The sequence below is a fragment of the Kitasatospora sp. NPDC093550 genome (genome assembly GCF_044764985.1).
Classification (GTDB): domain Bacteria; phylum Actinomycetota; class Actinomycetes; order Streptomycetales; family Streptomycetaceae; genus Kitasatospora.
In genome coordinates, this window is record NZ_JBIWJF010000014.1 from 221,338 (window position 1) to 243,248 (window position 21,911).

16 protein-coding genes, 1 tRNA gene and 1 pseudogene are annotated in these 21,911 nt (G+C 75.4%); 7 read left to right on the forward strand and 11 right to left on the reverse strand.

What is annotated here, in order from left to right:
* The first annotated feature begins 135 nt into the window (after positions 1 to 135).
* The gene (locus ACIRD3_RS23570; RefSeq protein ID WP_402219909.1) at positions 136 to 792 is read left to right on the forward strand and encodes a histidine phosphatase family protein; all 657 of its coding nucleotides are present in this window, start codon (positions 136 to 138) and stop codon (positions 790 to 792) included.
* 85 nt (positions 793 to 877) lie between these two features.
* Here the strand turns inward: ACIRD3_RS23570 and ACIRD3_RS23575 are convergent, their stop codons facing one another.
* A complete protein-coding gene (locus ACIRD3_RS23575; protein ID WP_402219911.1) occupies positions 878 to 2,500 on the reverse strand; it encodes a tetratricopeptide repeat protein in 1,623 nt (540 codons plus the stop codon).
* A 260-nt stretch (positions 2,501 to 2,760) separates the two neighbouring features.
* On the opposite strand from ACIRD3_RS23575, the gene ACIRD3_RS23580 reads away from it, so the two are divergent.
* From ACIRD3_RS23580 to ACIRD3_RS23590, 3 genes are all read left to right on the forward strand, one after another.
* A complete protein-coding gene (locus tag ACIRD3_RS23580; protein WP_402219913.1) occupies positions 2,761 to 3,270 on the forward strand; it encodes a hypothetical protein in 510 nt (169 codons plus the stop codon).
* A gap of 164 nt (positions 3,271 to 3,434) precedes the next feature.
* Positions 3,435 to 4,340, forward strand: coding sequence for a spermidine synthase (locus ACIRD3_RS23585; RefSeq protein ID WP_402219916.1), 906 nt, complete (start codon positions 3,435 to 3,437; stop codon positions 4,338 to 4,340).
* A gap of 309 nt (positions 4,341 to 4,649) precedes the next feature.
* On the forward strand, positions 4,650 to 5,114 hold the full coding sequence (locus ACIRD3_RS23590; protein ID WP_402219919.1) for a GNAT family N-acetyltransferase: 465 nt from the start codon (positions 4,650 to 4,652) through the stop codon (positions 5,112 to 5,114).
* A gap of 37 nt (positions 5,115 to 5,151) precedes the next feature.
* Here the strand turns inward: ACIRD3_RS23590 and ACIRD3_RS23595 are convergent, their stop codons facing one another.
* The 5 genes and pseudogenes from ACIRD3_RS23595 to ACIRD3_RS23615 all read right to left on the reverse strand — a co-directional run.
* Positions 5,152 to 6,048, reverse strand: coding sequence for a hypothetical protein (locus ACIRD3_RS23595; protein WP_402219921.1), 897 nt, complete (start codon positions 6,046 to 6,048; stop codon positions 5,152 to 5,154).
* 110 nt (positions 6,049 to 6,158) lie between these two features.
* Positions 6,159 to 6,605 carry a DUF4442 domain-containing protein gene (locus ACIRD3_RS23600; RefSeq protein WP_402219924.1) on the reverse strand — a complete coding sequence of 149 codons (447 nt, stop codon included), beginning with the start codon at positions 6,603 to 6,605 and terminating at the stop codon, positions 6,159 to 6,161.
* A 132-nt stretch (positions 6,606 to 6,737) separates the two neighbouring features.
* Positions 6,738 to 6,813: transfer RNA gene (locus tag ACIRD3_RS23605), tRNA-His, on the reverse strand.
* 174 nt (positions 6,814 to 6,987) lie between these two features.
* Positions 6,988 to 7,590 (reverse strand): oligoribonuclease, encoded by a 603-nt coding sequence (gene orn, locus ACIRD3_RS23610; RefSeq protein ID WP_402219927.1) that lies wholly within the window; start codon positions 7,588 to 7,590, stop codon positions 6,988 to 6,990.
* A gap of 887 nt (positions 7,591 to 8,477) precedes the next feature.
* Positions 8,478 to 9,518, reverse strand: a pseudogene (locus ACIRD3_RS23615) (helix-turn-helix domain-containing protein); the annotation flags it as partial.
* A 977-nt stretch (positions 9,519 to 10,495) separates the two neighbouring features.
* Between ACIRD3_RS23615 and ACIRD3_RS23620 the strand changes: the two are divergent.
* Positions 10,496 to 11,296 (forward strand): GNAT family N-acetyltransferase, encoded by an 801-nt coding sequence (locus tag ACIRD3_RS23620; protein ID WP_402219929.1) that lies wholly within the window; start codon positions 10,496 to 10,498, stop codon positions 11,294 to 11,296.
* 65 nt (positions 11,297 to 11,361) lie between these two features.
* Here ACIRD3_RS23620 and ACIRD3_RS23625 read toward each other — a convergent pair whose 3' ends face one another.
* Positions 11,362 to 12,525 (reverse strand): HAD family hydrolase, encoded by a 1,164-nt coding sequence (locus ACIRD3_RS23625; RefSeq protein WP_402219932.1) that lies wholly within the window; start codon positions 12,523 to 12,525, stop codon positions 11,362 to 11,364.
* A 995-nt stretch (positions 12,526 to 13,520) separates the two neighbouring features.
* Between ACIRD3_RS23625 and ACIRD3_RS23630 the strand changes: the two genes are divergently transcribed.
* Positions 13,521 to 14,060 carry a universal stress protein gene (locus ACIRD3_RS23630; RefSeq protein ID WP_402219935.1) on the forward strand — a complete coding sequence of 180 codons (540 nt, stop codon included), beginning with the start codon at positions 13,521 to 13,523 and terminating at the stop codon, positions 14,058 to 14,060.
* A 130-nt stretch (positions 14,061 to 14,190) separates the two neighbouring features.
* Here ACIRD3_RS23630 and ACIRD3_RS23635 read toward each other — a convergent pair whose 3' ends face one another.
* The 4 genes from ACIRD3_RS23635 to ACIRD3_RS23650 form a co-directional block, all read right to left on the reverse strand.
* A complete protein-coding gene (locus ACIRD3_RS23635) occupies positions 14,191 to 15,381 on the reverse strand; it encodes an acyl-CoA dehydrogenase family protein (RefSeq protein ID WP_402219937.1) in 1,191 nt (396 codons plus the stop codon).
* A gap of 194 nt (positions 15,382 to 15,575) precedes the next feature.
* The gene (locus tag ACIRD3_RS23640) at positions 15,576 to 16,574 is read right to left on the reverse strand and encodes a hydroxymethylglutaryl-CoA lyase (RefSeq protein WP_402219940.1); all 999 of its coding nucleotides are present in this window, start codon (positions 16,572 to 16,574) and stop codon (positions 15,576 to 15,578) included.
* On the reverse strand, positions 16,571 to 18,874 hold the full coding sequence (locus tag ACIRD3_RS23645) for an acetyl/propionyl/methylcrotonyl-CoA carboxylase subunit alpha (RefSeq protein WP_402219943.1): 2,304 nt from the start codon (positions 18,872 to 18,874) through the stop codon (positions 16,571 to 16,573). Before ACIRD3_RS23645 ends, ACIRD3_RS23640 begins: the two co-directional genes overlap by 4 nt.
* A gap of 167 nt (positions 18,875 to 19,041) precedes the next feature.
* Positions 19,042 to 20,769 carry a carboxyl transferase domain-containing protein gene (locus ACIRD3_RS23650; protein WP_402219946.1) on the reverse strand — a complete coding sequence of 576 codons (1,728 nt, stop codon included), beginning with the start codon at positions 20,767 to 20,769 and terminating at the stop codon, positions 19,042 to 19,044.
* Positions 20,770 to 20,900: 131 nt separating this feature from the next.
* On the opposite strand from ACIRD3_RS23650, the gene ACIRD3_RS23655 reads away from it, so the two are divergent.
* Complete coding sequence (locus ACIRD3_RS23655; RefSeq protein WP_402219949.1) at positions 20,901 to 21,683, forward strand: TetR/AcrR family transcriptional regulator; 783 nt, start codon at positions 20,901 to 20,903, stop codon at positions 21,681 to 21,683.
* Positions 21,684 to 21,911 lie beyond the last annotated feature (228 nt).

Genomic DNA, 21,911 nt, shown 5'->3' on the forward strand with positions numbered 1-21,911 from the left:
CCTCCGGATCGGCGGCGCCGGCCCGGCCGCCCGGCCCGGCCCGCGATCGTGTCCGCCGTCCGGGTGGGGGATCATGGAACCCGGTGCTCAATGGTGAGACCGACCGTTGCCGCCGCCCCGTCGCGAGGAGCCCCCATGCCCGCCCGAATCGTGCTGGTCCGCCACGGCGAGACCGAGTGGTCCGCCACCGGCCGTCACACCGGCCGCACCGACATCCCGCTGACCGAGGAGGGCCGCGCGATGGCCCGGGCCCTCGGCGCCCGCCTGGCGAAGGCCCCCTGGAACGGCCTGCCGGACGCGCTCGTCTACACCAGCCCGCTCGGCCGCGCCAAGGAGACCTGCGCGCTGGCCGGCTTCGGCGACCGCGCGGTGGAGCGCCCGGAGCTGATGGAGTGGGACTACGGCCAGTACGAGGGCCGCACCGGCGTCGACATCCGGGCCACCGACCACCCCGGCTGGCTGATCTGGCGGGACGGCGTCCCCGGCGGCGAGAAGCTCTCCGAGGTGGCCGCCCGCGTGGACGGCCTCCTCGCCGACCTCCACCAGGAGCACGGCGTCCCGGAGGCGGACACCACCGTGATGCACTGCGCCGACCAGGACGTCGTGCTGTTCGCGCACGGCCACCTGCTGCGCATCCTGGCCGCCCGCTGGCTGGGCCTGCCGCCCGAGTTCGCCCAGCGGTTCAAGCTCGGTACGGCGGCGCTGTGCGTGCTGTCCTGGGAGTACGGCGCCCCGGCGGTGGAGATCTGGAACGACCTCTCGCACCTGGACGGGCTGACCGCCGGGCACTGACGCCCCCGGCGTCCCGGGCGGCGGCGCCCCGCCGCCCGAGGGGCCGTCGCCCCGCCGCCCGCGGGCCCGGGCGGCCGTCGCTCCGCTAAGCGGCCGTCGCCCGGTCGTACTCGGCCAGGAACCGGCGCACCTCGGGCACCGCGGCGTGCGGGCGCAGCCGTCCGGCGGTGTCCGCCAGCATGCTCCGGATCCGGGCCGAGCGGACGTCGCCGAACAGCGCGACGGCGGACGAGCCGTGGTACGCCGCACCCGGGAGGTCCCCCCGGCCGAGCCGGTCGTGGGCCAACTCGGCGGTGTACAGCACCCGGTTCCGGACGAAGTGCGGCTCCTGCAGCGTTATGGCCAGCCCGGCCTGCTCGCTGGCGCGGTCCCAGTCGCCGAGCGCGGACCAGCACTGGGACTGGAGCCCGGCGATCTCGGCCTCGCCGAAGAAGGACATCCACTCCGGATCGGCCTCGGTCGGGCCGCGGTCGAACAGCGCGTACGCCCGGCCGAGCGCGCGTTCGCAGGAGGTGCGGTCCTGCAGCAGGGCCCAGGCGCCGGCCTCGCGCATCGCCAGCAGGGCCAGCAGCCGGTCGGAGCCCAGCTCCCGGGCGGCGACCTGCCCGGCCTGGGAGGCGCGCAGCGCCTCGCGCGGCCGGCCGGCGTCCCGGGCCAGGAAGGCGCTGTTGCAGAAGACATGGGCCTCCAGCGCGGAGTCCCCGGCCATCCGGGCGGTGGCCAGCGCTTCGGAGTAGAACGAGCGGGCGTCCGCCAGCCGGTTGGAGTCGTGGGCCAACCAGCCCACCGAGATGGCCAGTTCACCGGCTCCGGCCTGGAGTCGACGCTCCGTCTCGGCGCTGTACTCGCCCTCGTTGAGCAGTACGTACGCATTGCGCAGCGACTGCCCGGCGAGCTCGTACAGCGCGTCGGCGCCGTGCGCGTCGTCGGCCAGCCGGATGTCCCGGACGGCCTGTTCGACACCGAACACCTCGGCGGCGCCGACCCGGCGCAGCGGCGGCACCGGCCCGGGCCGACCGGGCACCACGGAGTCGGTCGAGAGCAGTGCCGGTGCGGCGAACTCCGCACCGGGAAGGGCACCTTGGCCGGTGAGAGCACCGGAGGCGCCATCGGTACCGGCCGGTCGGCCGGCGGCCACGGCCGACCGGTCGATGCCGATCACGGTGGCCAGCGCGGTGGTGCCGCCGGCCAGGAACGTACGGCGACGCACGTCGTCGTTCTCCTCGTCGAAATAGGGCGATCCGTCGGGCCCCCGGGGCACCGCGCCGGGCCTCGGCCACGGCGGGCCGTCCGGTCCGGCTGGATCCGCGTACGGCGAGGCAGCGTACGGGAGTTGGGTGGAGAGTGGTGAGCGCGGGGCGGGCAGGGGCGGGAACGGCGGGTGGAGCGGGGGCGGCTCGGTCCGCCCGGCGCCGCCGTCCGCCGAACGGCGGCGGACGGCGGTCCGGGGGGCGAAGCCGAGGTCGCTGAGCGTGCGGCCCGGCCACATGTGCCGGAAGACCCGCTCGTAGGCGTAGTTGGGGCAGCGGATCTCACCGGACTCGACCCGCCCGATGTAGCGGGCGTCGCAGGAGACGTGCTCGCCGATCTCGCGGGCGGCCCGGCGCACCGCCATCGCGAACTCGCCGGGCGAGCGGTCGCCGCGCAGCGCGCGCATCACGGTGTTGGGGGACGGTCGGTTCGGCTCGGCCGGTGGGGTGGCTGCCATGGCGCCGAGAGTACTCGGAGTCACCGACCGACCACGGGGGGTTTGCGGGATATGTAGGGACGATTCCGGGCAAGACGGGCGAGGTTGCGGGATATCTGCCATGAAATGCCATGCCTTGCTGTAAGGCGCCCCGTGGCCTGGGGTGCATCCCCGGCGTTGTCCTGATACGAGGAAGCCCAGGCCGTCGCCCCGGCCCGTCCCAGCCCGGTGGCCCCTCCGGGCGGCTGCGCTTCCGGATCCGACGAGGTACAGGAGGGCTCATGATGGCCACCGGACTGCCGCAGTACCGACCCGTCGCCGGGGGCGGTCTCGCCGGCGCAGCCCCCGCCCTGCTGCCCGACCCCGCCGACGACCGGATCCCCGGCCGGGGTCCGGTCGAGGGCGGCCGGGCCCCCCGCGGCGGTCCCCGGCGCGAGCGCGCCGTCCCCGACGAGGGCACCCTCCTCACCACCTGCGACACCGTGACCGTCGCCCTGCGGCACGGCCTGGAGGCCGTCGACATCCTGAGACTGCGCCGCGCCTGCGGCGCCGTCCTGCAGAGCCGCAACGGCAGCACCGTCTCCTTCCTCGTGCCGGCCGGCACCTGGGAGACCTGGCACCTGCCCGGCAGCTCCTGTTCGGCGGGCGCGCTCGTGCCCGCCGCCACCGACCTGCGCTGGGTGATCCCGCCCGCCGGCTGCGCCGCCCGCCCCACCGACGCCTGGGTGCTCCGTTCCGCCCTCTGCGAGGCCGCCTGCACGCTCACCGCGGGCGGCCTCGGCCCGTTCTAGCGGGCGTGCCGCGCGGATCCCGCCGGGCCCGCGAGCGCCGCTCGCCCCTCCGGGCCGGATCCCCCCGGCACGCCCCCGACCAGGGCGGCGCCGCGCCCGCGGCGGCGGCCGTACCCGCGCCTGCGGCGGCAGCCGTACCCGCGCCTGCGGCGATAATGGCGGGCATGGGACGAAGCAACAGAGCCGCGCGTGGCAGCGAGACGGCGGACCCCACCGGCGCGGGCGGACGCACCCACGCCCAGGGCCCGCTCTCCCGTCCCGTCGGCTCCGGCCTGGCCGAACTGCGGCCCGACCGCGACCGCCCGGCCGCCTGGTCGCTGCTGGTCGACGGCGCCCCGCAGTCGCTGGTCGACCTCGCCGACCCCACCCACCTCGGCTTCGAGTACCAGCGCAGGCTCGGCCACCTGATCGACCTGGTCGCCGCGCCGGGCCGCCCGCTCACCGTGCTGCACCTGGGCGGCGGCGCCCTGACCCTGGCCCGCTACACCGCCGCCACCCGGCCCCGCTCCCGCCAGCAGGTCGCCGAGATCGACACCGCGCTCACCGAACTCGTCCGCACCGAGCTCCCGTTGGAGCGCGGCTGGCAGATCAAGGTGCGCGGCGGGGACGCCCGCAGCGTGCTGGAACGCACTCCCGAAGGCACCGTCGACCTGGTCATCACCGACGTCTTCTCCGGCGCCCGCACCCCGGCCCACTGCACCACCGTCGAGTTCACCACCCTCGCCGCCCGCGCGCTCGCCCCCGGCGGCTGGTACGCCGCGAACATCGCCGACGGCGGCGCCCTCCCCTTCGCCCGCTCCCAGGTCGCCACCCTCGGTGCGGTCTTCCCCGAACTCTGCCTCATCGCCGACCCCGCCGTCCTGCGCGGCAAGCGCTTCGGCAACCTCGTCCTGGCCGCCGCCCACACCCCCCTCCCGGTCTCCGAGCTCACCCGCCGCGCCGCCTCCGACCCCGCCCACGCCCGCGTCGAACACGGCCGCACCCTCACCGACTTCGCCGCCGGCGCCGCCCCCGCCACGGACGCCACCGCCGCCCCCTCCCCGGAACCACCTCCAGGCGTCTTCCGCTGACCCGCGGCGACCCACCCCACGCCCTCACCGGGGCGTCCCTTCCTCCGGGCGCCCACGGCGCCGCTTAGGGCGGTGGCGGGGTGCCGAGGGCCGAACGCTCGCAGGGGCGGCCCGCCCCCGGCGTCCGCCCCGCCCCGGGACAACCCCCGGGCGCCTTCGCCGGGCTCGGGACCTCGGGTGCCCCGCCGCCGGACGGCCTCCACCGGTGCCCCGCGGCCTGGCGTCCACCCCAAAGCTGTTGGCGTGCGGACGAGTTGCCGCCGAGAACGGCCCTTGCCGCACACTCGTCGACGGTCCGAGGGGGACGCCGTGCAGATCAGACCGGCCCGGCCGGAGGAGGCCGCACCGCTCACCGGTGTCGCGCTGCGGGCCAAGGCGTACTGGGGCTACGACGAGGCGTTCATGGCCGCCTGCCGGGAGGAGCTGACCGTCGGCGCCGCCGTGATCGAGCGGGCGTGCACGGTGGTGGCCGAGGAGGGCGGTCGGGTGCTGGGATTCGCCTCGCTGGTCGGTGGGCCGCCGGAGGGGTCGCTGGACATGCTGTTCGTCGAGCCGGAGCTGATCGGCCGGGGCGTCGGCCGGGCGCTGTTCGCCCGGATCCGGGAGCGGGCGTCGGAGCTCGGGCTGCGGCGGTTCACGATCGAGTCCGATCCGCATGCCGAGCCGTTCTACCTGGGGATGGGGGCGACCCGGATCGGCGGCGTCCCGTCCGGCTCGGTCCCCGGGCGTGAACTCCCGCTGCTGGCGCTGGAGCTGGGCTGCCCGCGGGCGTAGCCCCACCCGTACCCGGCCCGGTGCGGCCCGTGCGCGCTCAGTGGCCGCGCGGCAGTCCGCGGTGCTTGCACATGGCCGCCCCGGTGAGCAGGAGGCCGGCGGCGATGGGGGCGAGGACGGCGGTCGCGGTGGCGGAGCCGTCGTCCACGGCCGTCACGGTGGCGGTGTCGGCGATCGCGAGGGTCTCGGGTGTCCCACCGGAGGCCGGCACGGTGGGGCCGGCGAGGGGAGCCGGGTCGCGGCCGGGCGGGGCCCCGGGTGTGGTGGTGGTCCCGGAGGCGGTCTCCAGGGCCGGGGGCGCCTCCGGGACCGCGCGCTGTCGCGGCACGGTGGGGCGGGCGGTGCCGGGGTACGACCGGTCGGCGTCGGGCAGGACGGTGGGTTCGCCTTCGCGGGAGGCGCGGGTCTCGGCGGGCCGGTTCCGGTCGGGCGCGGTGTCGAGCAGGCCGGAGGCGATCGCGAAGGCGTCGGGTACGGCCGCCCGCTGGCCGGGCAGGGGCAGTCCGCCGGCCCGGATCCGTTCCTGGAGCGTGCCGCCGACGGTCCGCGTCGCTCCTTCGACGGTGCTGTCGCCGGTCAGCTCCCCGACCGGGCCGGGGGGCCGGCCCGTCGCCTCGCCGGCCGGCTGTCCCTGCCCGGCGGGAGGTTCGGCTGACGGCCCGTCGAGCGCGGGTCCGAGCGCGGGTCCGCCGAGCGCCGGTGCGCCGTGCAGGGCGCGGCGGACGGCGGGCTGGGCCGGTTCGGGCAGCGGTTCGCCGGGCGACGTCGAGGCCGCGTACGCACCGGTGGCGCCGAGGCCCCAGAGCTGTGCGAGCAGGGCCCAGCCGGCCGCGACGGCGCGGGGGCGGGGCAGCCACCGGGCGATCCCGCGTCGGGCTCCGGCGACGCCGCGGGGGGCGGGTTCCTGGGCCTGGCTCGGGTGATTGGCTCGCACGTGAGTTGAGAACGAGCGGACGGGTGGTGAGGTCACGCCCGCCGTCACGGACAGTCATCGCGCGAGTGGCCCCGGGGCCGCCGCCCTCGGGGCCACCGACCGCGCGGCGGTCAGGAGTTGGGGCGCAGGGTCCAAGTGACCGTCATCACACCGGTGACGGCGCCGTCGGCGCGGGTGATCTCGACGGTGACCGGGAACTCGGGGCGGCCGCCGGCGTCCAGCTCGGCGACGACCTCGGCGGCCGGGCGGCCGAGCACGGCGGTGGCGGTGACGACGCCCATGGCGAGCTTCTTGTACGCGATCTCGGCGTTCACGGCCAGCGGCACGGCCCGGCCCAGCTGGTCGCCGAAGGCGGCGAGCACGATGCAGCCGCTGGCGGACTCGGCGAGCGTGAACATCGCGCCGGCGTGCGGGCCGCCGACGTGGTTGTGGAACTCGGCCTGGTCGGGCAGCCGGAGCACGGCGCGCTCGGGGGTGGTCTCCAGGTACTCGAGCTTCAGGGTGTGCGCCATCGGCACGGTGGAGTCGAGCATCTGGCCGATCGTAGGTGTGGTCATGGCGACGATGTTACTAGCCGGTAGCTTCCGGCGGCAGGGGGCGCCCGGAAAAGCCGGACCACCGGCCGTACTTGAGCGAACGCGAAAACGCCCGAGGGGCCGACCTCTTGAAGAGATCGGCCCCTCGGGCTCTGGGGTGAGTGACGGGACTCGAACCCGCGACCACCTGGACCACAACCAGGTGCTCTACCAACTGAGCTACACCCACCATCTGTCCGGTCCGTTCCCGCTCTCGCGTTCCCGTTCCGACAGGAAGAACTCTACAGGATCCGAGAGGGTGCTCGCGCCAGGGTTTCGTCCCCGGCGGACGCGGGCACCCCCGCGGGCCCTGCGGCGGGCCGCTCGGCGACCCCCGAGGGGGTGCCCGCCGGGCGGCCCCGGATCAGCCGGCCGGCGCCTGGTACTTCCCGGCGATGGCGCGGGCGGTGTCGGCGTCCGGGCCGGGCTGCGGGACGAACACGGCCTCGCGGTAGTACCGCAGTTCGTCGATGCTCTCCCGGATGTCGGCGAGCGCCCGGTGGTTGCCGCCCTTCTGCGGGCTGTTGTAGTACGCCTTCGGGTACCAGCGGCGGGCCAGCTCCTTGATCGAGGACACGTCCACGATCCGGTAGTGCAGGTGCTTCTCCAGGGAGGGCATGTCCCGCGCCAGGAAACCGCGGTCGGTGGCCACCGAGTTGCCGCACAGCGGCGTCTTCCCGGCCTCCGGCGCGTGCTCGCGCACGTACGCCAGCACCCGCTCCTCGGCCTCGGCCAGGGTCACGCCCTGCTCCAGCTCCTCCAACAGGCCGGAGGCGGTGTGCATCGCGCGCACCACCTCGGGCATGTTCGCCAGCGCCTCGGCCGGCGGCCGGATGATGACGTCCACGCCCTCGCCGAGGACGTTCAGCTCGGAGTCCGTCACCAGCACCGCGACCTCGACCAGGGCGTCCCGGTCGAGGTCGAGGCCGGTCATTTCACAGTCGATCCATACCAAACGGTCATTCACGCAACTCACCCTACGGCGCGATCACGCGCTGCGGGGACCGGTGGAGCCGAGCGGGGTGCCGTCGTGGCCTCGCCCTGGTGCTCCTCCGTCCCGCCGTGCGCGCCGTGGCCGTCCGGGCGCTCGCCCTCGCGGCCGGCCCGGACCGGGTGGCCGTCCCGTCCGGTACGGGCCTCGCGCGCCGCCCGGGCACCCTCGGCCGCGGCACGGCCGCCCTGGGTGCGGACCTGCGGCGCCCGCGCCTGACGGCCGCGGAGGTCGCCCGCCCCGGGCGCCGGCTGCCCGGCGGGGGCCGGCAACCGTCCGGCCGGGCCGTGACCGCGCCCGGCCGTGCCCGGATCGTCGGCGGACCGCTCGACCGCGCTGCGGTGCCCCTGGCCCTGGCCGCGGGCCCCCGGCTGGGGGAGGCCGTCCTCCGCCGCCGCGTGCTCGGCGGTGCGCGGCGGACGTCCCGCCCCGGCGCCCGGTCCGGCCTGCGGCGGCACCTGCGGCGGCACCAGCGGCGGCCGCGCCGGACCGCGCCCCGCCGCACCCTGCTGCCCGGGGTGCGGCTGCTGCGCGGCCTGCTGGTGCGGGTACGGCTGACCGGCGCGGGCGTGGAAGGCCTGGCCGGCCGGCGTCCCGGCCTGTCCCGGACCGAACCCGACCGGCTGGCCGTGCCCTCCCGGCTGGCCGTGGCCGACCGGCTGCCCGTGCGGCACCGGCTGTCCGTGCGGACCGACCGGTCCCGGCATCCCGGAACCGGCCGCGAACGGCTGCGCCGACTGCGCGCCGTGCGCCCCGCCGAACAGCGCCCCGCCCGCCGCGGCCCCGGCCGCCGCGTGCGACAGCGCGCCGGGCAGCCGCAGGTCGCCGCCGTGCGCACCGGCCGCGGACGGCGGCTGCTGCCCGGGCCGGCGAGCCCGGTAGCTGGTCCGGTACGCGGCCGGGGAGACCCCGAGCTGGCGGCGGAAGTGCCCGCGCAGCGCCACCGGCGAACGGAACCCGCACCGGCGCGCGACGTCGTCCACCGACAGCTCCGAGGTCTCCAGCAGCCGCTGTGCCTGGAGCACCCGCTGGGTGATCAGCCACTGCAGCGGCGCGCTGCCGGTGAGCGTGCGGAACCGCCGGTCGAAGGTGCGCCGGCTCATGTAGGCGCGAGCCGCCAGCACCTCGACGTCGAACTGCTGGTTGAGGTTCTCCAGCGCCCAGGTGACCACCTCGGCCAACGGGTCGTTGCCGATCTCCTCCGGTAAAGACTGATCGATGTACTGGGCCTGTCCTCCGCCGCCGCGGCGGCTGGGCACCACCAGGCGGCGGGCCAGCGCGTTGGCCGCCTCGGCGCCGTGGTCGCTGCGCACCACGTGCAGGCACAGGTCGATGCCGGCGGCGGTGCCGGCCGAGGTGAGCACGTCGCCGTCGTCGACGAACAGCTCGCGCGGGTCGACGTGGACCCGCGGGTAGCGCTTGGCCAGCGTCGGCGCGTACATCCAGTGGGTGGTGGCCGGGCGGCCGTCGAGCAGACCGGCGGCGGCCAGCACGAAGGCGCCGGTGCACAGGCCGATGATCCGCGCGCCCTCGTGGTGGGCCTTGCGCAGAGCGGTGATCGCCTCGACCGGCGGGGGCTGGGAGATCGAGCGCCAGGCCGGTACGACGATCGTGCCGGCCCGGGCGAGGGCCTCCAGGCCGTACGGGGCGGAGAGGGTCAGACCGCCGGTGGTGGCGAGCGGGCCCTCCTCGCCGGCGCAGACCAGCAGGCGGTAGCGCGGCACGCCGGCGTCCTGGCGGTCCACGCCGAAGACGGAGAGCGGGATGGAGCTCTCGAAGATCGGGGCGCCGCCGAAGATCAGCACCGCGACGGTCTCCCGGCGGCGCCGGCCGGACAGCTTGCGCGGCGCGGCCGAGGCCGCCTGGGCCGGGACGCCGTTCGCGCCGGGACCGCCGTGGCCCAGCGGGCCGTGGCCGGGGGCGGTGCCGAGCGCCAGGCCGCCGAGCGGGCCGCCGACGGCTGAGGAGCCGCCGTTCAGGACCGGAGCGGCGCCGGGGTGGGCGGGGTGGCCGGAGTAGCCGGGATAACCGGGGTACTCACCGCCGTAGGCCGCGGCGTGGCCGACGAGGCCGCGACCGATGGGCTGTCCGCCCATCGGCGGCCCGCCCGATCCGCCCGATCCGCCCGGTCCGCCGACGGCCGATGACCCGCTGCCTGCCGTAGGCCCGCCGTTGACGGAGTGTCCGCCGGGCGCCGGATGGCCTCCGTGGGGCGGCTGGCCGCCGTACGGCGCCGCCGTGCCCTGGTCGGCGGCCGGGGTCGCGCCCGGGCCGCCGGCCGGGGAGTGCGCTGCGGGGTACGAGGGGTGCGGGGCCGGGCCCGAGGGGCCCGGGGTGCCGGAGGTGCGGGTGGTGGCGGCGATCGCGGAGGTGCCAGTGCTTCTCGCGGGCCGACCCGCGGTGCCGGCCACCGCCTGGCCGCTGTCAGGACCCGCGTCGCTCCTGCTCACCCTGCTCAAGGCGCTCAAGCCCCCTCGGTGGTGTGGTGTGGGTGGTGCGGCACTGCTCGCCAAGATCGAAATCTATCGGGTGGACCATTGCCGTTGTGACAAGTTCACCATCCGACGCTATGTCGACATGGCAATTTGGCGTGATGCATTCGATCACGAAGCGTGGCACCCGTCGACCCTTCTGGGAAGAGGGCCGGGGCAACGGTGGCTGGTTGTCGCGGGGCCGTTCCTGGGGCGTCCGCCCCTCGTGCACCCGATCCGAGGGTCTGGACTGCGGATTTGCCCAAGCGGGAGGGATCGGCGCGAAATTGACCGAAAATCGGCGGTGCACGAGAGGGCGCACGGGCGCCGGACGTGCGCCTCCCAGGCTTCATCCGGCCAAGCCTGGCGCGGTGGAACCGCTATCCGGACGGTCGGGTTACGGTCCTGCCGTGAACACCAACCGCCGGCTCGAACGGGCCAACGACAACGCCGCCGCGTTCTGGCTCGCCCAAGCCCGTGCGCACGGTTGGCGGTCCCGTACCCTCCCGGGCCTGACGGCGGTCCGCTGCGCCCGTACCCCGGACGACGCGCACCGCTTCGTGGTCACCCGCCCGTATGCCGAAACCTGCGTGGTGGAGCGGGAGTTGGCGAACCTGTTGAGCGAGTGGTCGACGGTGTGCTTCACCCTGGAGGACCCGTACGGCGGGCTCGACCTCACCCGCTTCGGCGCGGTCCGCATGGCGGTCATGCCGGTCATGGTCCGGGACCCGGGCCCGGTCGAGGGCGCGCCGGCCGCGCTGCCCGCGGTGTCCCAGGCCTACGGGGGCGGGAGGCTGACGGTGGATGAGGCCACCGACGGGGACGGCTTCGCGCTGGTCGAACGGGCCATCGTGGAGGGATTCCCGTTGCCCGCCCGCCAGCCGTGGGTCCGCGGCGAAGCGCTCCCGGAGCGACTGTTGGACGAGCCCGGCTGGCGGGCGTGGCTAGGCCGCGTCGACGGCGCGGTGGCGAGCACCTGCCTCACCTACGACGACGGCCGCGCCACCGGGGTGTACTGGGTCGCGACCCTGCCCGAGTGGCGCGGCCGCGGGGTGGCCGGGGCCGTCCTGCGGACCGCCCTGGCGCACGCGCACCCGGACCGCCCGGCCACCCTGGTCGCCACCGCGCTCGGCGAACCGCTCTACCGCAAGCTGGGGTTCACCGAGCAGGCCCGCACCTGCTGGTGGACCCGTACCTCGGTGGAGGGCTGACCACCGGCCCGGCCCGGCCCCCGGGACGCTGCGGCACCGGGCCGGGGGCGCCGACGGGCCGGCCGCTAGCGGGCCGCGGCGACCGCTGTCGTGGCCGGGGCCACCGCCTCTGCCGCGGCGGTCGCCGGGGCAGCCGTCCTGCTCGACGCGGGCCCGCCGGCCGTCGGGCGCAGGGGCGTCGGACGCGTGATCGGCGCCGTCCCGTGATCGTGCGCGCCCGTGGCCCCGCCCGCGTCCGCGACTGCGACCGCGTCCGCGACCGTGTCCGGACCGGTCCCCGCCCGGGTCCCGGAGACCGCTTCCGGACCGGTGCGGTCGTCGGCGGTCACGGCAAACCCGCCGGATCGGTTTCGGACACCGGAACGGGCTCCCGCGCCCGCCGCAGCGGCTGACGCGGGGTCCGTCCCGGCGTTCGCGGGAACGGGCGCATTCGGGCCCTTCGGGGCGGCCGCCCTCAGCTGTGCGCCGGACCGTGCGCCGAACTGCGCCGTCGCCCGCCCCGACGCCCCGGCCGCTGCCCGGCGGGGCGCTCCGCCGGCCCGGCTCCCCGGCCGGGGCGAGGGCGCGTTGCGCGCGGCGAGCACCTGGCCGACGGCCTCCGGCAGACCGGCCGCCTTCAGCGTCGGCCGGTAGCCGCTCTCCGCCCACGGCCGACCGTGGTGCAGCCAGACGCTGCGCAGTCCGGTCAGCTCGGCCCCGGCGATGTCGGCGGGTGCGTGGTCCCCGATCATCCAGGTGTGTGCGGCCCAGTCCCCGGTGGGCGCGATACCGCAGCGCCGGGCCGCGGTCTCGAAGATCAGCGGGTCCGGCTTGAGGCAGTCCGCCTCCTCGGAGATCACCCAGCCGTCGACCAGCGGCCCCAGCCCGGTCCGACGGATCTTCTCCAACTGCGGCCGGGTGCCGCCGTTGCTGACGATCCCGAGCGTCCACCCCGCGGCCCGCGCGGCCCGCAGCGCCTCGACGTGCCGGGGCGGGCAGTGGATGTGGGAGTTGATGCCGCGTCGGTAGTGGGCGAGCAGGAAGTCGGCGGAGACGTCCAGACCGTAGCGGCGCCGGACCGCGGACAGTACGGTGCTGCGCGGCACGTAGCCGCCGCCGTCGATGGTGACGAACCAGTCGAGGTCGCCGGGCGGCAGGTCGTGTTCGGACAGGAAGTCCTGCGCCCAGGCCCGGAAGGCGGCGTCCCGGGGCAGCAGCGTGTTGTCGAGGTCGAACAGGAGCAGGGGCATGCCGAGCATGGTGCCAGCGGCCGCACCTATGCACCTGGCAAATGCCAGAGCACGTCGCGAAGCCGTACCAAGTGGCTGATTCGGGCTCCGACACCTGACGTACGGATCCTGCGCCGGCCCGGTGCGGGTGGTGTGGGGGCGAGCCGGCGGGACGGGCCGCGACCCCCGGGGCGTAACGGTTCGCGACGTGCCGCAACGGATCGTCGCCGATCAATGACAGTCCGGTCACGGTGTCCCGCGGGCCTGTTGCGCCGCCCGGTCCGCTCAGTCAAGCTCCAGGGAACCTCCTTTCCGGAGGGGGCGCGATCGCCTGCGAGCAGGGCGCACTGCCACGGCGGGCGCATCCTCCCTTCGCGGGAACAACGTCGCTCCGGGGCTTCGCCGCTGGGCTGGGCCCCCTGTCCGTCGTACTCTGAAAGGAACAGGTCACATACGGTGCTGCGCGGCGCAGACCGACGTCTTCCCGTGGGCGGACCTGCCGAACGGGCAGCGTTGTCCTCTCCTGTCGGCCCCTCTCCATCGAAGAGCCGTGAGCCATGGCTGGTTTTGAGCCTCCCCGACCGGTCGAACCGGACACGCCCCGCAGCGCGGGCGCAGCGACCGGGGGCGACGGGATCCGTACGAACCTCGGCCCGGCGGACGGGCACGCCTCCGAGCACCTCGACGGCGGCGCGGACGTGCGTGGCGACGGACACCCCGACACTGGCGACGGGCAGGGTGACGCGACCCCCGGCGCACCGCGCGACGTACCTCCCGAGCCCTCGGGGCGCGTCCCGACCGGGCGGACGGGCGACGACGGGGTCGGCGGTGCCGGCGGGGCCGGTGGTGCTGCCGAAGCGGCCCGGCTGCCGGAGTCGGACCCCGGGAGCGATGCCCCTCATGCTCTCCGACGCGCGCTGCGTGGCCTCGCCCGCCGTGGCAGCCTCGCCCGTCGTGACCGTTCTGGGCCCCGCCCGCGGCGCGGCGAGCCCCCGGCCGACCCTGCGGGGTCTCCGGTGACCGGCCGCCTGGGCCCGGGCGCAGAGCGCCCGGAGGCGGCCTCGGGCGCGGCCGGAGCCTTCGGTGGCTGGGCCGAGCCGTCAGCGGAGGAAGCCCCGGCGCCGTCCCTCGACCCGACCTTCCAGCACGGTGTGGTGGTGGGCTTCGACGGCTCGCTGTCGAGCGAGCGCGCCCTGGCCTACGCGGTGGGCATGGCACGTCGTTCGCAGTGCGGCCTGGTGATCGTGCACGTCGCCAACCGGCTGCCCGCCACGGTCTGGGCCGGCTGCGAACCGCCCGTCTTCGTCGACCTTCCCGACCACCGGACCGAGGTCCTCGGCCTGGAACTCGCCTGCGCGGACTTCCTCGCCGGGGTGCCGTGGATCCTGGTCGAGCGTGGCGGCGACATCTGCCACGAGATCGAGGAGGTCGGCCGCGAGTACGCCGCCGACGCGATCGTCGTCGGCACGACGCACGGTCTGCTCGGCAAGATCTTCGGTTCGGTCTCCGGACGGCTGGCGCGGCGGGCCAACCGCCCGGTGATCGTGATCCCCTGAGGGTTCCTCCCGGTCGTCCCCGGCTGCCTTCTCCGATCGTCCTCTCCTGGCACCTCCTCCACCGTGTCCCGTCGCCCCGCTCCTCAACACCGGTTGTGGAGCGGGGCATTGTCGGCCCGGTGGGCTCGGCTCAGGACGTGATGCCGAGCTCCCGGGCGATGAGCATGCGCTGGACCTCGGAGGTGCCCTCCCCGATTTCCAGGATCTTGCTGTCGCGCCAGAAACGGGCGACCGGGAATTCGTTCATGAAGCCGTACCCGCCGTGGATCTGGGTCGCCTCGCGGGCGTTGTCGACGGCGGCCTCGGACGAGTACAGCTTCGCGATCGCGGCCTCCTTCTTGAACGGTTCACCGTGCAGCATCCGGGAGGCGGCGTCCCGCCAGGCCAGGCGGGAGGTGTGGGCGCGCAGCTCCATGTCGGCAAGCTTGAACTGGACGGCCTGGTTGGCGCCGATCGGCCGGCCGAAGGCCCGGCGCTCGCCGGCGTACTTCACGGACTCGTCCACGCACCCCTGGGCCAGGCCGGTGGCCAGGGCCGCGATCGCGATGCGGCCCTCGTCGAGGATCCGCAGGAACTGGGCGTAGCCTCGGCCACGCTCGCCCAGCAGGTTGGCCGCGGGAACGCGGCAGTCGGTAAAGGACAGTTCGCGGGTGTCGGATGCGTTCCACCCGACCTTCGAGTACTTCTTCGAGACCTGGAACCCCGGGGTCCCGGTGGGCACGATGATGGAGGAGATCTCCCGCGTGGGCGAGCGGAATTCGCCTTCTTCACTCGAACGAGCGATCGGTTCGGTGAGCGCGGTGACGGTGACCAGGCCGGTGATGTCGGTGCCGGAGTTGGTGATGAAGCACTTGGTGCCGTTGATGACCCACTCGTCGGTGGCCTCGTCGTACCGCGCGGTGGTGCGGGTGGCCCCGGCGTCCGAGCCGCCCTCCGGCTCGGTGAGGCCGAAGGCGCCGAGCAGTTCGCCCGAGGTCAGGCGCGGCAGCCACTCGCGCTTCTGCTCCTCCGAGCCGAACCGGTAGATCGGCATCGCGCCGAGCGAGACGGCGGCCTCCAGGGTGATCGCCACCGAGGAGTCGACGCGGGCGAGCTCCTCCAGGGCCAGGCCGAGGGCGAAGTAGTCGCCGCCCATGCCGCCGTACTCCTCCGGGAAGGGCAGGCCGAAGAGCCCCATCCGGCCCATCTCGCGGACGATCTCGTAGGGGAACTCCTCCCGCTCGTAGAACTCGCCGATCTTCGGCGCCACCACGTCCTGGGCGAACTCCGCGACGGTGCGCCGCAGTTCCTCGTACTCGCTGCTGAGTCGGTGGTCGAGCATGGTGATCCTCCTGGTGCCAGGCCGGGGCGGCCGCGGGCGTGAGCGGGACGACCGGCGGTCGTCTGACGGTCTGACGGTCGTACGGTGCGGTCGAGCGATGAGCGGTGCGGGACGAGCGTGGTGCGGGACGGGAGCGGTGCGGGGCGCCGGCCGGACCGGAGGGGCGCGGCCGGCGCCGGAGCGGACGGGCGGGGTCAGCCCCGGGCGGCGCCGAGCAGCGCCTGGACGGTGCGGGAGGGGCTCGGGCGGCCCAGACGCTCGGCCATCCAGCCGCTGGTGGCGACCAGGGCGCGCAGGTCGACGCCGGTCCGGATGCCGAGTCCGTGCAGCATCCAGACCAGGTCCTCGGTGGCCAGGTTGCCGGTGGCGCTCTTCGCGTACGGGCAGCCGCCCAGGCCGCCGGCCGAGGCGTCCACCGTGGTGACGCCCTCGCGCAGCGCCGCCAGGGTGTTGCTGAGCGCCTGGCCGTAGGTGTCGTGGAAGTGCACGGCGAGCCGGTCGGCCGTCACCCCGGCCCGGGCGAAGCCGGTCAGCAGGGCGCCGACCTGGCCCGGGGTGGCCACGCCGATGGTGTCGCCGAGGCTCAGCTCCGAGCAGCCCATCTCCAGCAACTGCACGCCGTACCGGACCACCTGGGGGACGGGGACGGGCCCCTCCCAGGGGTCGCCGAAGCACATCGAGAGGTAGCCGCGGACGGCGACCCCGGCCTCGGCGGCGCGCGTCACGACCGGGCGGAACATCGCCATGGCCTCGTCCGCCGAGCGGTTGAGGTTGCGCCGGGCGAAGGTCTCGGTGGCGCTGGCGAACACCGCGATGTGACCGGCCCGGTGGGCGAGCGCGCGGTCCAGGCCGCGCTCGTTGGGCACCAGGACCGGCAGCCGCAGGCCGGGGTGACGTTCCGGCAGGCCGGCCAGCCGGGGCATCAGCTCCTCGGCGTCGGCCAGCTGCGGTACCCATTTCGGGTGAACGAAGCTGGTCGCCTCGACGGTGCGCAGGCCGGCGGCCGCGAGGCGGGCGATGAACTCGGCCTTGACCTCGACCGGCACCAGGGAGCCCTCGTTCTGCAGGCCGTCGCGCGGTCCGACCTCGTGGATCCGGACCTCCTCGGGCAGGCCGGGGGCGCGGACCGGGTCGGGCAGGCCCAGGTCGAGGGCGTCGGGCTCGTGCGCGGGAGCCGGGGCGGGGGTGGTCACGACCGCACCTCCGCGGGTTCGGCCGGGGAGGCGGCCGGTTCGACCGGGGCGTCCCCGGCCGCGTCGGCGGAGGCGTCCTCGACCGGGGTGACCACCACCAGCAGGTCCTCCATCGCGACGGTGGCGCCGGCGGTGGCCCGCAGTTCGGCCACCACGCCGTCGTGCGGCGCGGCGATCACGTGTTCCATCTTCATGGCCTCCAGCACGAGAAGGGGCTGGCCCTTGCGGACGGTCTCGCCCGCCGTGGTCTTGACGACGGTGACGGTGCCGGGCATCGGGGCGGTCAGGGCGCCGTGGTGCGCGCCGGCCCCGGCGGCGCTCTCGACGGCCGGGTCGTAGGCGTGCAGCGGCCAGGCGTCGCCCTCGACGCCGAGCCAGGTCACCGGTCCGGCGGCGAGGCCGGGGGCGGCGTCGGTGGCCAGCGAGAACGTGGTCTGCAGGCCGTCGACGGTCAGGTGCAGCCGGTCGCCGGCCAGGGCCGCGCGGGCGCGGTGCACCGGCCCGTCGCCCAGCCGCAGCTCCACCTCGCGGGTGCGGCCGGCCGGATTGTCAGTGGCGTCGGCTACGTTGCCCGCAGTGATCGAACGGATGCGCACCGAGACCGGATCCTGGCCGGGGGTACGGAGTCGGTGGGTGGTCCAGGCGGGGGCGCCGCCCAGGCGCCAGCCGGAGGGAAGGGAGAACGGGTCGGTCCAGCCGCCGGGGGCGGCGGTCGGGGTGAGTTCCAGGTGCCGTGCCAGCGCGGCCGCGTAGTAGAGGAGGTGAGCGGGCGACGGCGGTTCGGCGGTCGCGGCGTCGGTCCCGTTCCCGGGGCGGGCGGGCGCTGTGGCGTCGACCGGGGCGGTCGCGTTGACGGGGGAGTACGGCGCGGTGAGCAGGGCCGGCTGCTGCTGGGCGGTCTGCTCCACCAGGCCGGTGTCCAGTCGTCCGGCGACGACCTCGGGGTGTGCGAGGAGCCGGCGCAGGAAGCCGGTGTTGGTGGTGACGCCCAGGATGCGGGTCTCGGCCAGCGCGGCGCGGAGCCGGCGCAGCGCGGTCGGGCGGTCGGGCCCGTACGCGATGACCTTGGCGAGCATCGGGTCGTAGGCGCTGGTGATGACGGTTCCGGGCGCGACCCCGGAGTCGACGCGGATGCCCTCGCCCCGGGGCTCGTCCAGGGTGAGGATGCGGCCGCCGGTGGGCAGGAAGTCCCGTTCCGGGTCCTCGGCGCAGATGCGGGCCTCGATGGCGTGGCCCAGGAAGGAGATGTCGGACTGGGTGAAGGTGAGCGGTTCGCCGGCGGCGACGCGCAGTTGCCACTCGACCAGGTCGAGCCGGGTCGAGTCGGGGCCGACGGCGACCGCGAGTTCGGTGACGGGGTGTTCCACCTGGAGACGGGTGTTCATCTCCATGAAGAAGAAGTCCCGCACCCCCTCGGCGGCGGAGGCGGGGGCGTCCGGGTCGATGCCGGGGACGATGAACTCCACGGTGCCGGCCCCGGTGTAGCCGCAGGACTCCGCGGCGCGGACGGCCGCGGCGCCCATCGCGGCGCGGGTCTCGGCATTGAGGAGAACGGAGGGAGCCTCTTCGATCAGCTTCTGGTGGCGGCGCTGCAGGCTGCACTCGCGCTCGCCGAGGTGGACGGTGGTGCCGTGGGCGTCGGCCAGCACCTGCACCTCGATGTGGCGCGGCCGGTCGACCCAGCGCTCCAGCAGCAGGGTGTCGTCTCCGAAGGCGGTGCGGGCGACGCGGCGGGCGGCGGCGATCTCGGTGGGCAGGTCGGCCGGGTCCCGCACGAGGCGCATGCCCTTGCCGCCGCCGCCGGCGGACGGCTTGAGCAGCACGGGGTAGCCGATCTCGTCGGCGGCGGCGACGAGTTCCCCGTCGGTGGGCGCGGTGGCCTGGCTGCCGGGGACCACCGGGACGCCGGCGGCCCGGACGGCCTCCTTGGCGTTGATCTTGTCGCCCATCAGCTCGACCGCAGCGGGAGGAGGACCGATGAAGACGAGGCCGGCGTCGGCGCAGGCGCGGGTGAAGCCGGGGTTCTCGGCGAGGAAGCCGTAGCCGGGGTGGACGGCCTGGGCGCCGGTGCGGCGGGCGGCGGCGAGGATCTGGTCGGTCCGCAGGTAGGTCTCGGCCGCCGAGCTGTCGCTGCGGTCGGTCGGGCCGAGGCGGACCGCGACGTCGGCCTCGCGGACGTGCGGGGCGTCGGCGTCCGCGTCGCTGAACACGGCGACCGAGCGGACGCCGAGCCGCCGCAGGGTGCGGATCACCCGGAGGGCGATCTCGCCGCGGTTGGCGACCAGAACTGTGTCGAACATGGGAGGCGTTCCTCCGGGTCGAGGGGGCCGTACGAAGGAGGTGGCGGTGGGCGGTGGGGCGCCGGCCCGGGGCCGGACCGGCGCCGCGGACGTCACACCCGGAAGGAAGGGGTCACGAACGCAGGGGTGCCATGACGGTGATCACGGACCGTGGGTGCGGACGGGGATCACATGCGGAAGACGCCGTACGGGGCGGGCGGCGCCAGGGGGGCGTTGGCGCAGGCGGTGAGCGCGAGGCCGACGGCGGTGCGGGTGTCCATCGGGTCGATCACGCCGTCGTCCCAGAGCCGGGCGGAGGCGTAGTAGGCGTTGCCCTGGCGCTCGTACTGCTCGCGGACGGGGCGCTTGAACTCCTCCTCTGCCTCGGCCGGCCACTGCTCGCCGTGCGACTCCAGCTGGTCGCGGCGGACGGTGGCGAGGACGGAGGCCGCCTGCTCACCGCCCATCACGGAGATCTTGGCGCCCGGCCACATCCACAGGAAGCGGGGCGAGTAGGCCCGGCCGCACATCGAGTAGTTGCCGGCGCCGTACGAGCCGCCGATCACCACCGTCAGCTTCGGGACGCGGGTGCAGGCGACGGCGTTGACCATCTTGGCGCCGTGCTTGGCGATGCCGCCCGCCTCGTACTGCCGCCCGACCATGAAGCCGGTGATGTTCTGCAGGAAGAGGAGGGGGATGCCGCGCTGGTCGCACAGCTCGATGAAGTGGGCGCCCTTGAGGGCCGACTCGGAGAACAGCACGCCGTTGTTGGCGACGATGCCGACGGGGTGGCCGTGGATCCGGGCGAAGCCGGTGACCAGGGTCGCGCCGTACTCGGCCTTGAACTCGGCGAAACGGCTGCCGTCCACCAGGCGGGCGATCACCTCGCGGACGTCGTACGGCGTGCGCGGGTCGACCGGGACGGCCCCGTACAGGCCCGCCGGGTCGACGGCCGGCGGCTCGACCGGGGCCAGCGGCCAGGGTGTGGCCGCGCGCGGGCCGAGCCCGGCGACGATCGTGCGGACGATGGAGAGGGCGTGGGCGTCGTCCTCGGCCAGGTGGTCCGTCACGCCGGAGGTGCGGGAGTGCAGCTCGCCGCCGCCCAGCTCCTCGGCGGTGACCACCTCGCCGGTGGCGGCCTTCACCAGCGGCGGCCCGCCCAGGAAGATCGTGCCCTGGTTGCGGACGATCACGGCCTGGTCGCTCATCGCCGGGACGTACGCGCCGCCGGCCGTGCACGAGCCGAGCACGGCGGCGATCTGCGGGATGCCCGCGGCGGAGAGCCGGGCCTGGTTGTAGAAGATCCGGCCGAAGTGGTCGCGGTCCGGGAAGACCTCGTCCTGCATCGGGAGGAAGGCGCCGCCGGAGTCCACCAGGTAGACGCAGGGCAGCCGGTTCTCCAGCGCGACCTCCTGGGCGCGCAGGTGCTTCTTCACCGTCATCGGGTAGTAGGTGCCGCCCTTGACGGTGGCGTCGTTGGCGACCACCACCACCTCGCGTCCGGCGACCCGGCCGATGCCGGCGATCACCCCGGCCGCGGGCGCCGCCCCGTCGTACATCCCGTCGGCGGCCAGCGGGGCCAGCTCCAGGAAGGGCGAGGCCGGGTCGAGCAGGGTGTCCACCCGGTCCCGGGGGAGGAGCTTGCCGCGCGCGGTGTGCCGGGCGCGGGCCTTGGCGCCGCCGCCCTGGGCGGCCGCGTCGAGCTTCGCGCGCAGTTCGGCGACCAGCTCCTGGTGCGCCTCGGTGTTGGCGCGGTAGGCCGCGGAGCCCGGGTCGACCGAGGTGCCGAGCCGGGGCGCCGGTGCGGCGGCCGCGGGCGGTGCCGCGGTCGGCGCCGCCGCGCTGCCGTTGGTCGCGCTGCCGTTCGTCGCGCTGAGCTGGAGGCCGGTGGGTACGCCGGCGGTTGAGATGACCATTCCCAAGAGCTCCCTTGCCCTCGGCACCAGGTGGGCGCCGGATGCGGTGCCCATGGAGTCCCACGTTAATTAACGTTAACTTACGCCGCCCAGGTTAACGACCGATAACCGGACTGTCTACGATGGACGGCATGCCGAACGTCCCCGCAGCCTCCGCGCTCCCACGTCGCGACCAGATCCGCCGGGAGGCCGCGCGGCTCTTCGCCGCCCGCGGCTTCCTCGGCGTGGGCGTGGACGAGATCGGCAAGGCCGTCGGGATCAGCGGCCCCGGGCTCTACCGCCACTTCGCCGGCAAGGACGCGATGCTCGCCGACCTGCTGATCGGCATCAGCGAGCGCCTGCTGGAGGAGGGGCGCCGCCGGGCGGGTGGCGGCGACGGTCCGGTGGCCGCGCTGGACGCGCTGATCGGCGGGCACGTCGAGTTCGCCCTGGACGACCGCGACCTGATCACCCTGCACGACCGCGAGCTGCTGAACCTCAAGGAGGAGGACCGCCGCACCGTCCGCCGACTCCAGCGCGGTTACGTGGAGCTGTGGGTGGACGTGCTCCGGCAGGCCTACCCGCCCCTGGCCGATCCCGCCGCCGAGCCGGTGGCGCGGGCCGCCGTGCACGCCGTCTTCGGCCTGATCAACTCGACCCCGCACAGCCTCGGCTCGAACCCCGGTTCGGGCGAGCGCCCGGGACAGGGTGAGCGCCCCGGCCAAGTCGAGCGGTCCGGTCAGGTCGAGCGGTCCGGTCAGGGTGAGCGCCAGGCTGAGCGGTCCGGTCAGGTCGAGCGCCAGGCCGAGCGCTCCGGTCTTCAGCGCGACGGCATGGCGGCCCTGCTGCGCACCCTGGCCCACGGCGCGTTCGCCGCGGCCGCGGAGGCGGCGACCTCGGGTTCGGCGGCGACCCCGGTGTCCGCGGGCGACTGACGGCCGCCCGGCTTCACCCGCCACGTCGGCGGCGGCTCCCGCTCGGGGCCCGGAGGCCTAGGCCCAAAGGACGGCGCCCACCCGCCCCCGGTCGCTGGGCGTTCCGCTGGGCGGTCGGCGACCCTGGAGGTCGGGCCGGGCAGTGACCGAGGACGGTCGCGCGGGCGTTCGATCGGGAATCTCCGCCGGTCGCGGGCTGTTGCCCAGTCCGCCGGACCGGACGATCCG

Coding starts and splice junctions, on each gene's coding strand:
- ACIRD3_RS23570 (WP_402219909.1), top strand. CDS start 136: ATGCCCGCCCGAATCGTGCTGGTCCGCCACGGCGAGACCGAGTGGTCC.
- ACIRD3_RS23575 (WP_402219911.1), bottom strand. CDS start 2,500: ATGGCAGCCACCCCACCGGCCGAGCCGAACCGACCGTCCCCCAACACC.
- ACIRD3_RS23580 (WP_402219913.1), top strand. CDS start 2,761: ATGATGGCCACCGGACTGCCGCAGTACCGACCCGTCGCCGGGGGCGGT.
- ACIRD3_RS23585 (WP_402219916.1), top strand. CDS start 3,435: ATGGGACGAAGCAACAGAGCCGCGCGTGGCAGCGAGACGGCGGACCCC.
- ACIRD3_RS23600 (WP_402219924.1), bottom strand. CDS start 6,605: ATGACCACACCTACGATCGGCCAGATGCTCGACTCCACCGTGCCGATG.
- ACIRD3_RS23625 (WP_402219932.1), bottom strand. CDS start 12,525: ATGCCCCTGCTCCTGTTCGACCTCGACAACACGCTGCTGCCCCGGGAC.
- ACIRD3_RS23635 (WP_402219937.1), bottom strand. CDS start 15,381: ATGCTCGACCACCGACTCAGCAGCGAGTACGAGGAACTGCGGCGCACC.
- ACIRD3_RS23645 (WP_402219943.1), bottom strand. CDS start 18,874: ATGTTCGACACAGTTCTGGTCGCCAACCGCGGCGAGATCGCCCTCCGG.
- ACIRD3_RS23650 (WP_402219946.1), bottom strand. CDS start 20,769: ATGGTCATCTCAACCGCCGGCGTACCCACCGGCCTCCAGCTCAGCGCG.
- ACIRD3_RS23655 (WP_402219949.1), top strand. CDS start 20,901: ATGCCGAACGTCCCCGCAGCCTCCGCGCTCCCACGTCGCGACCAGATC.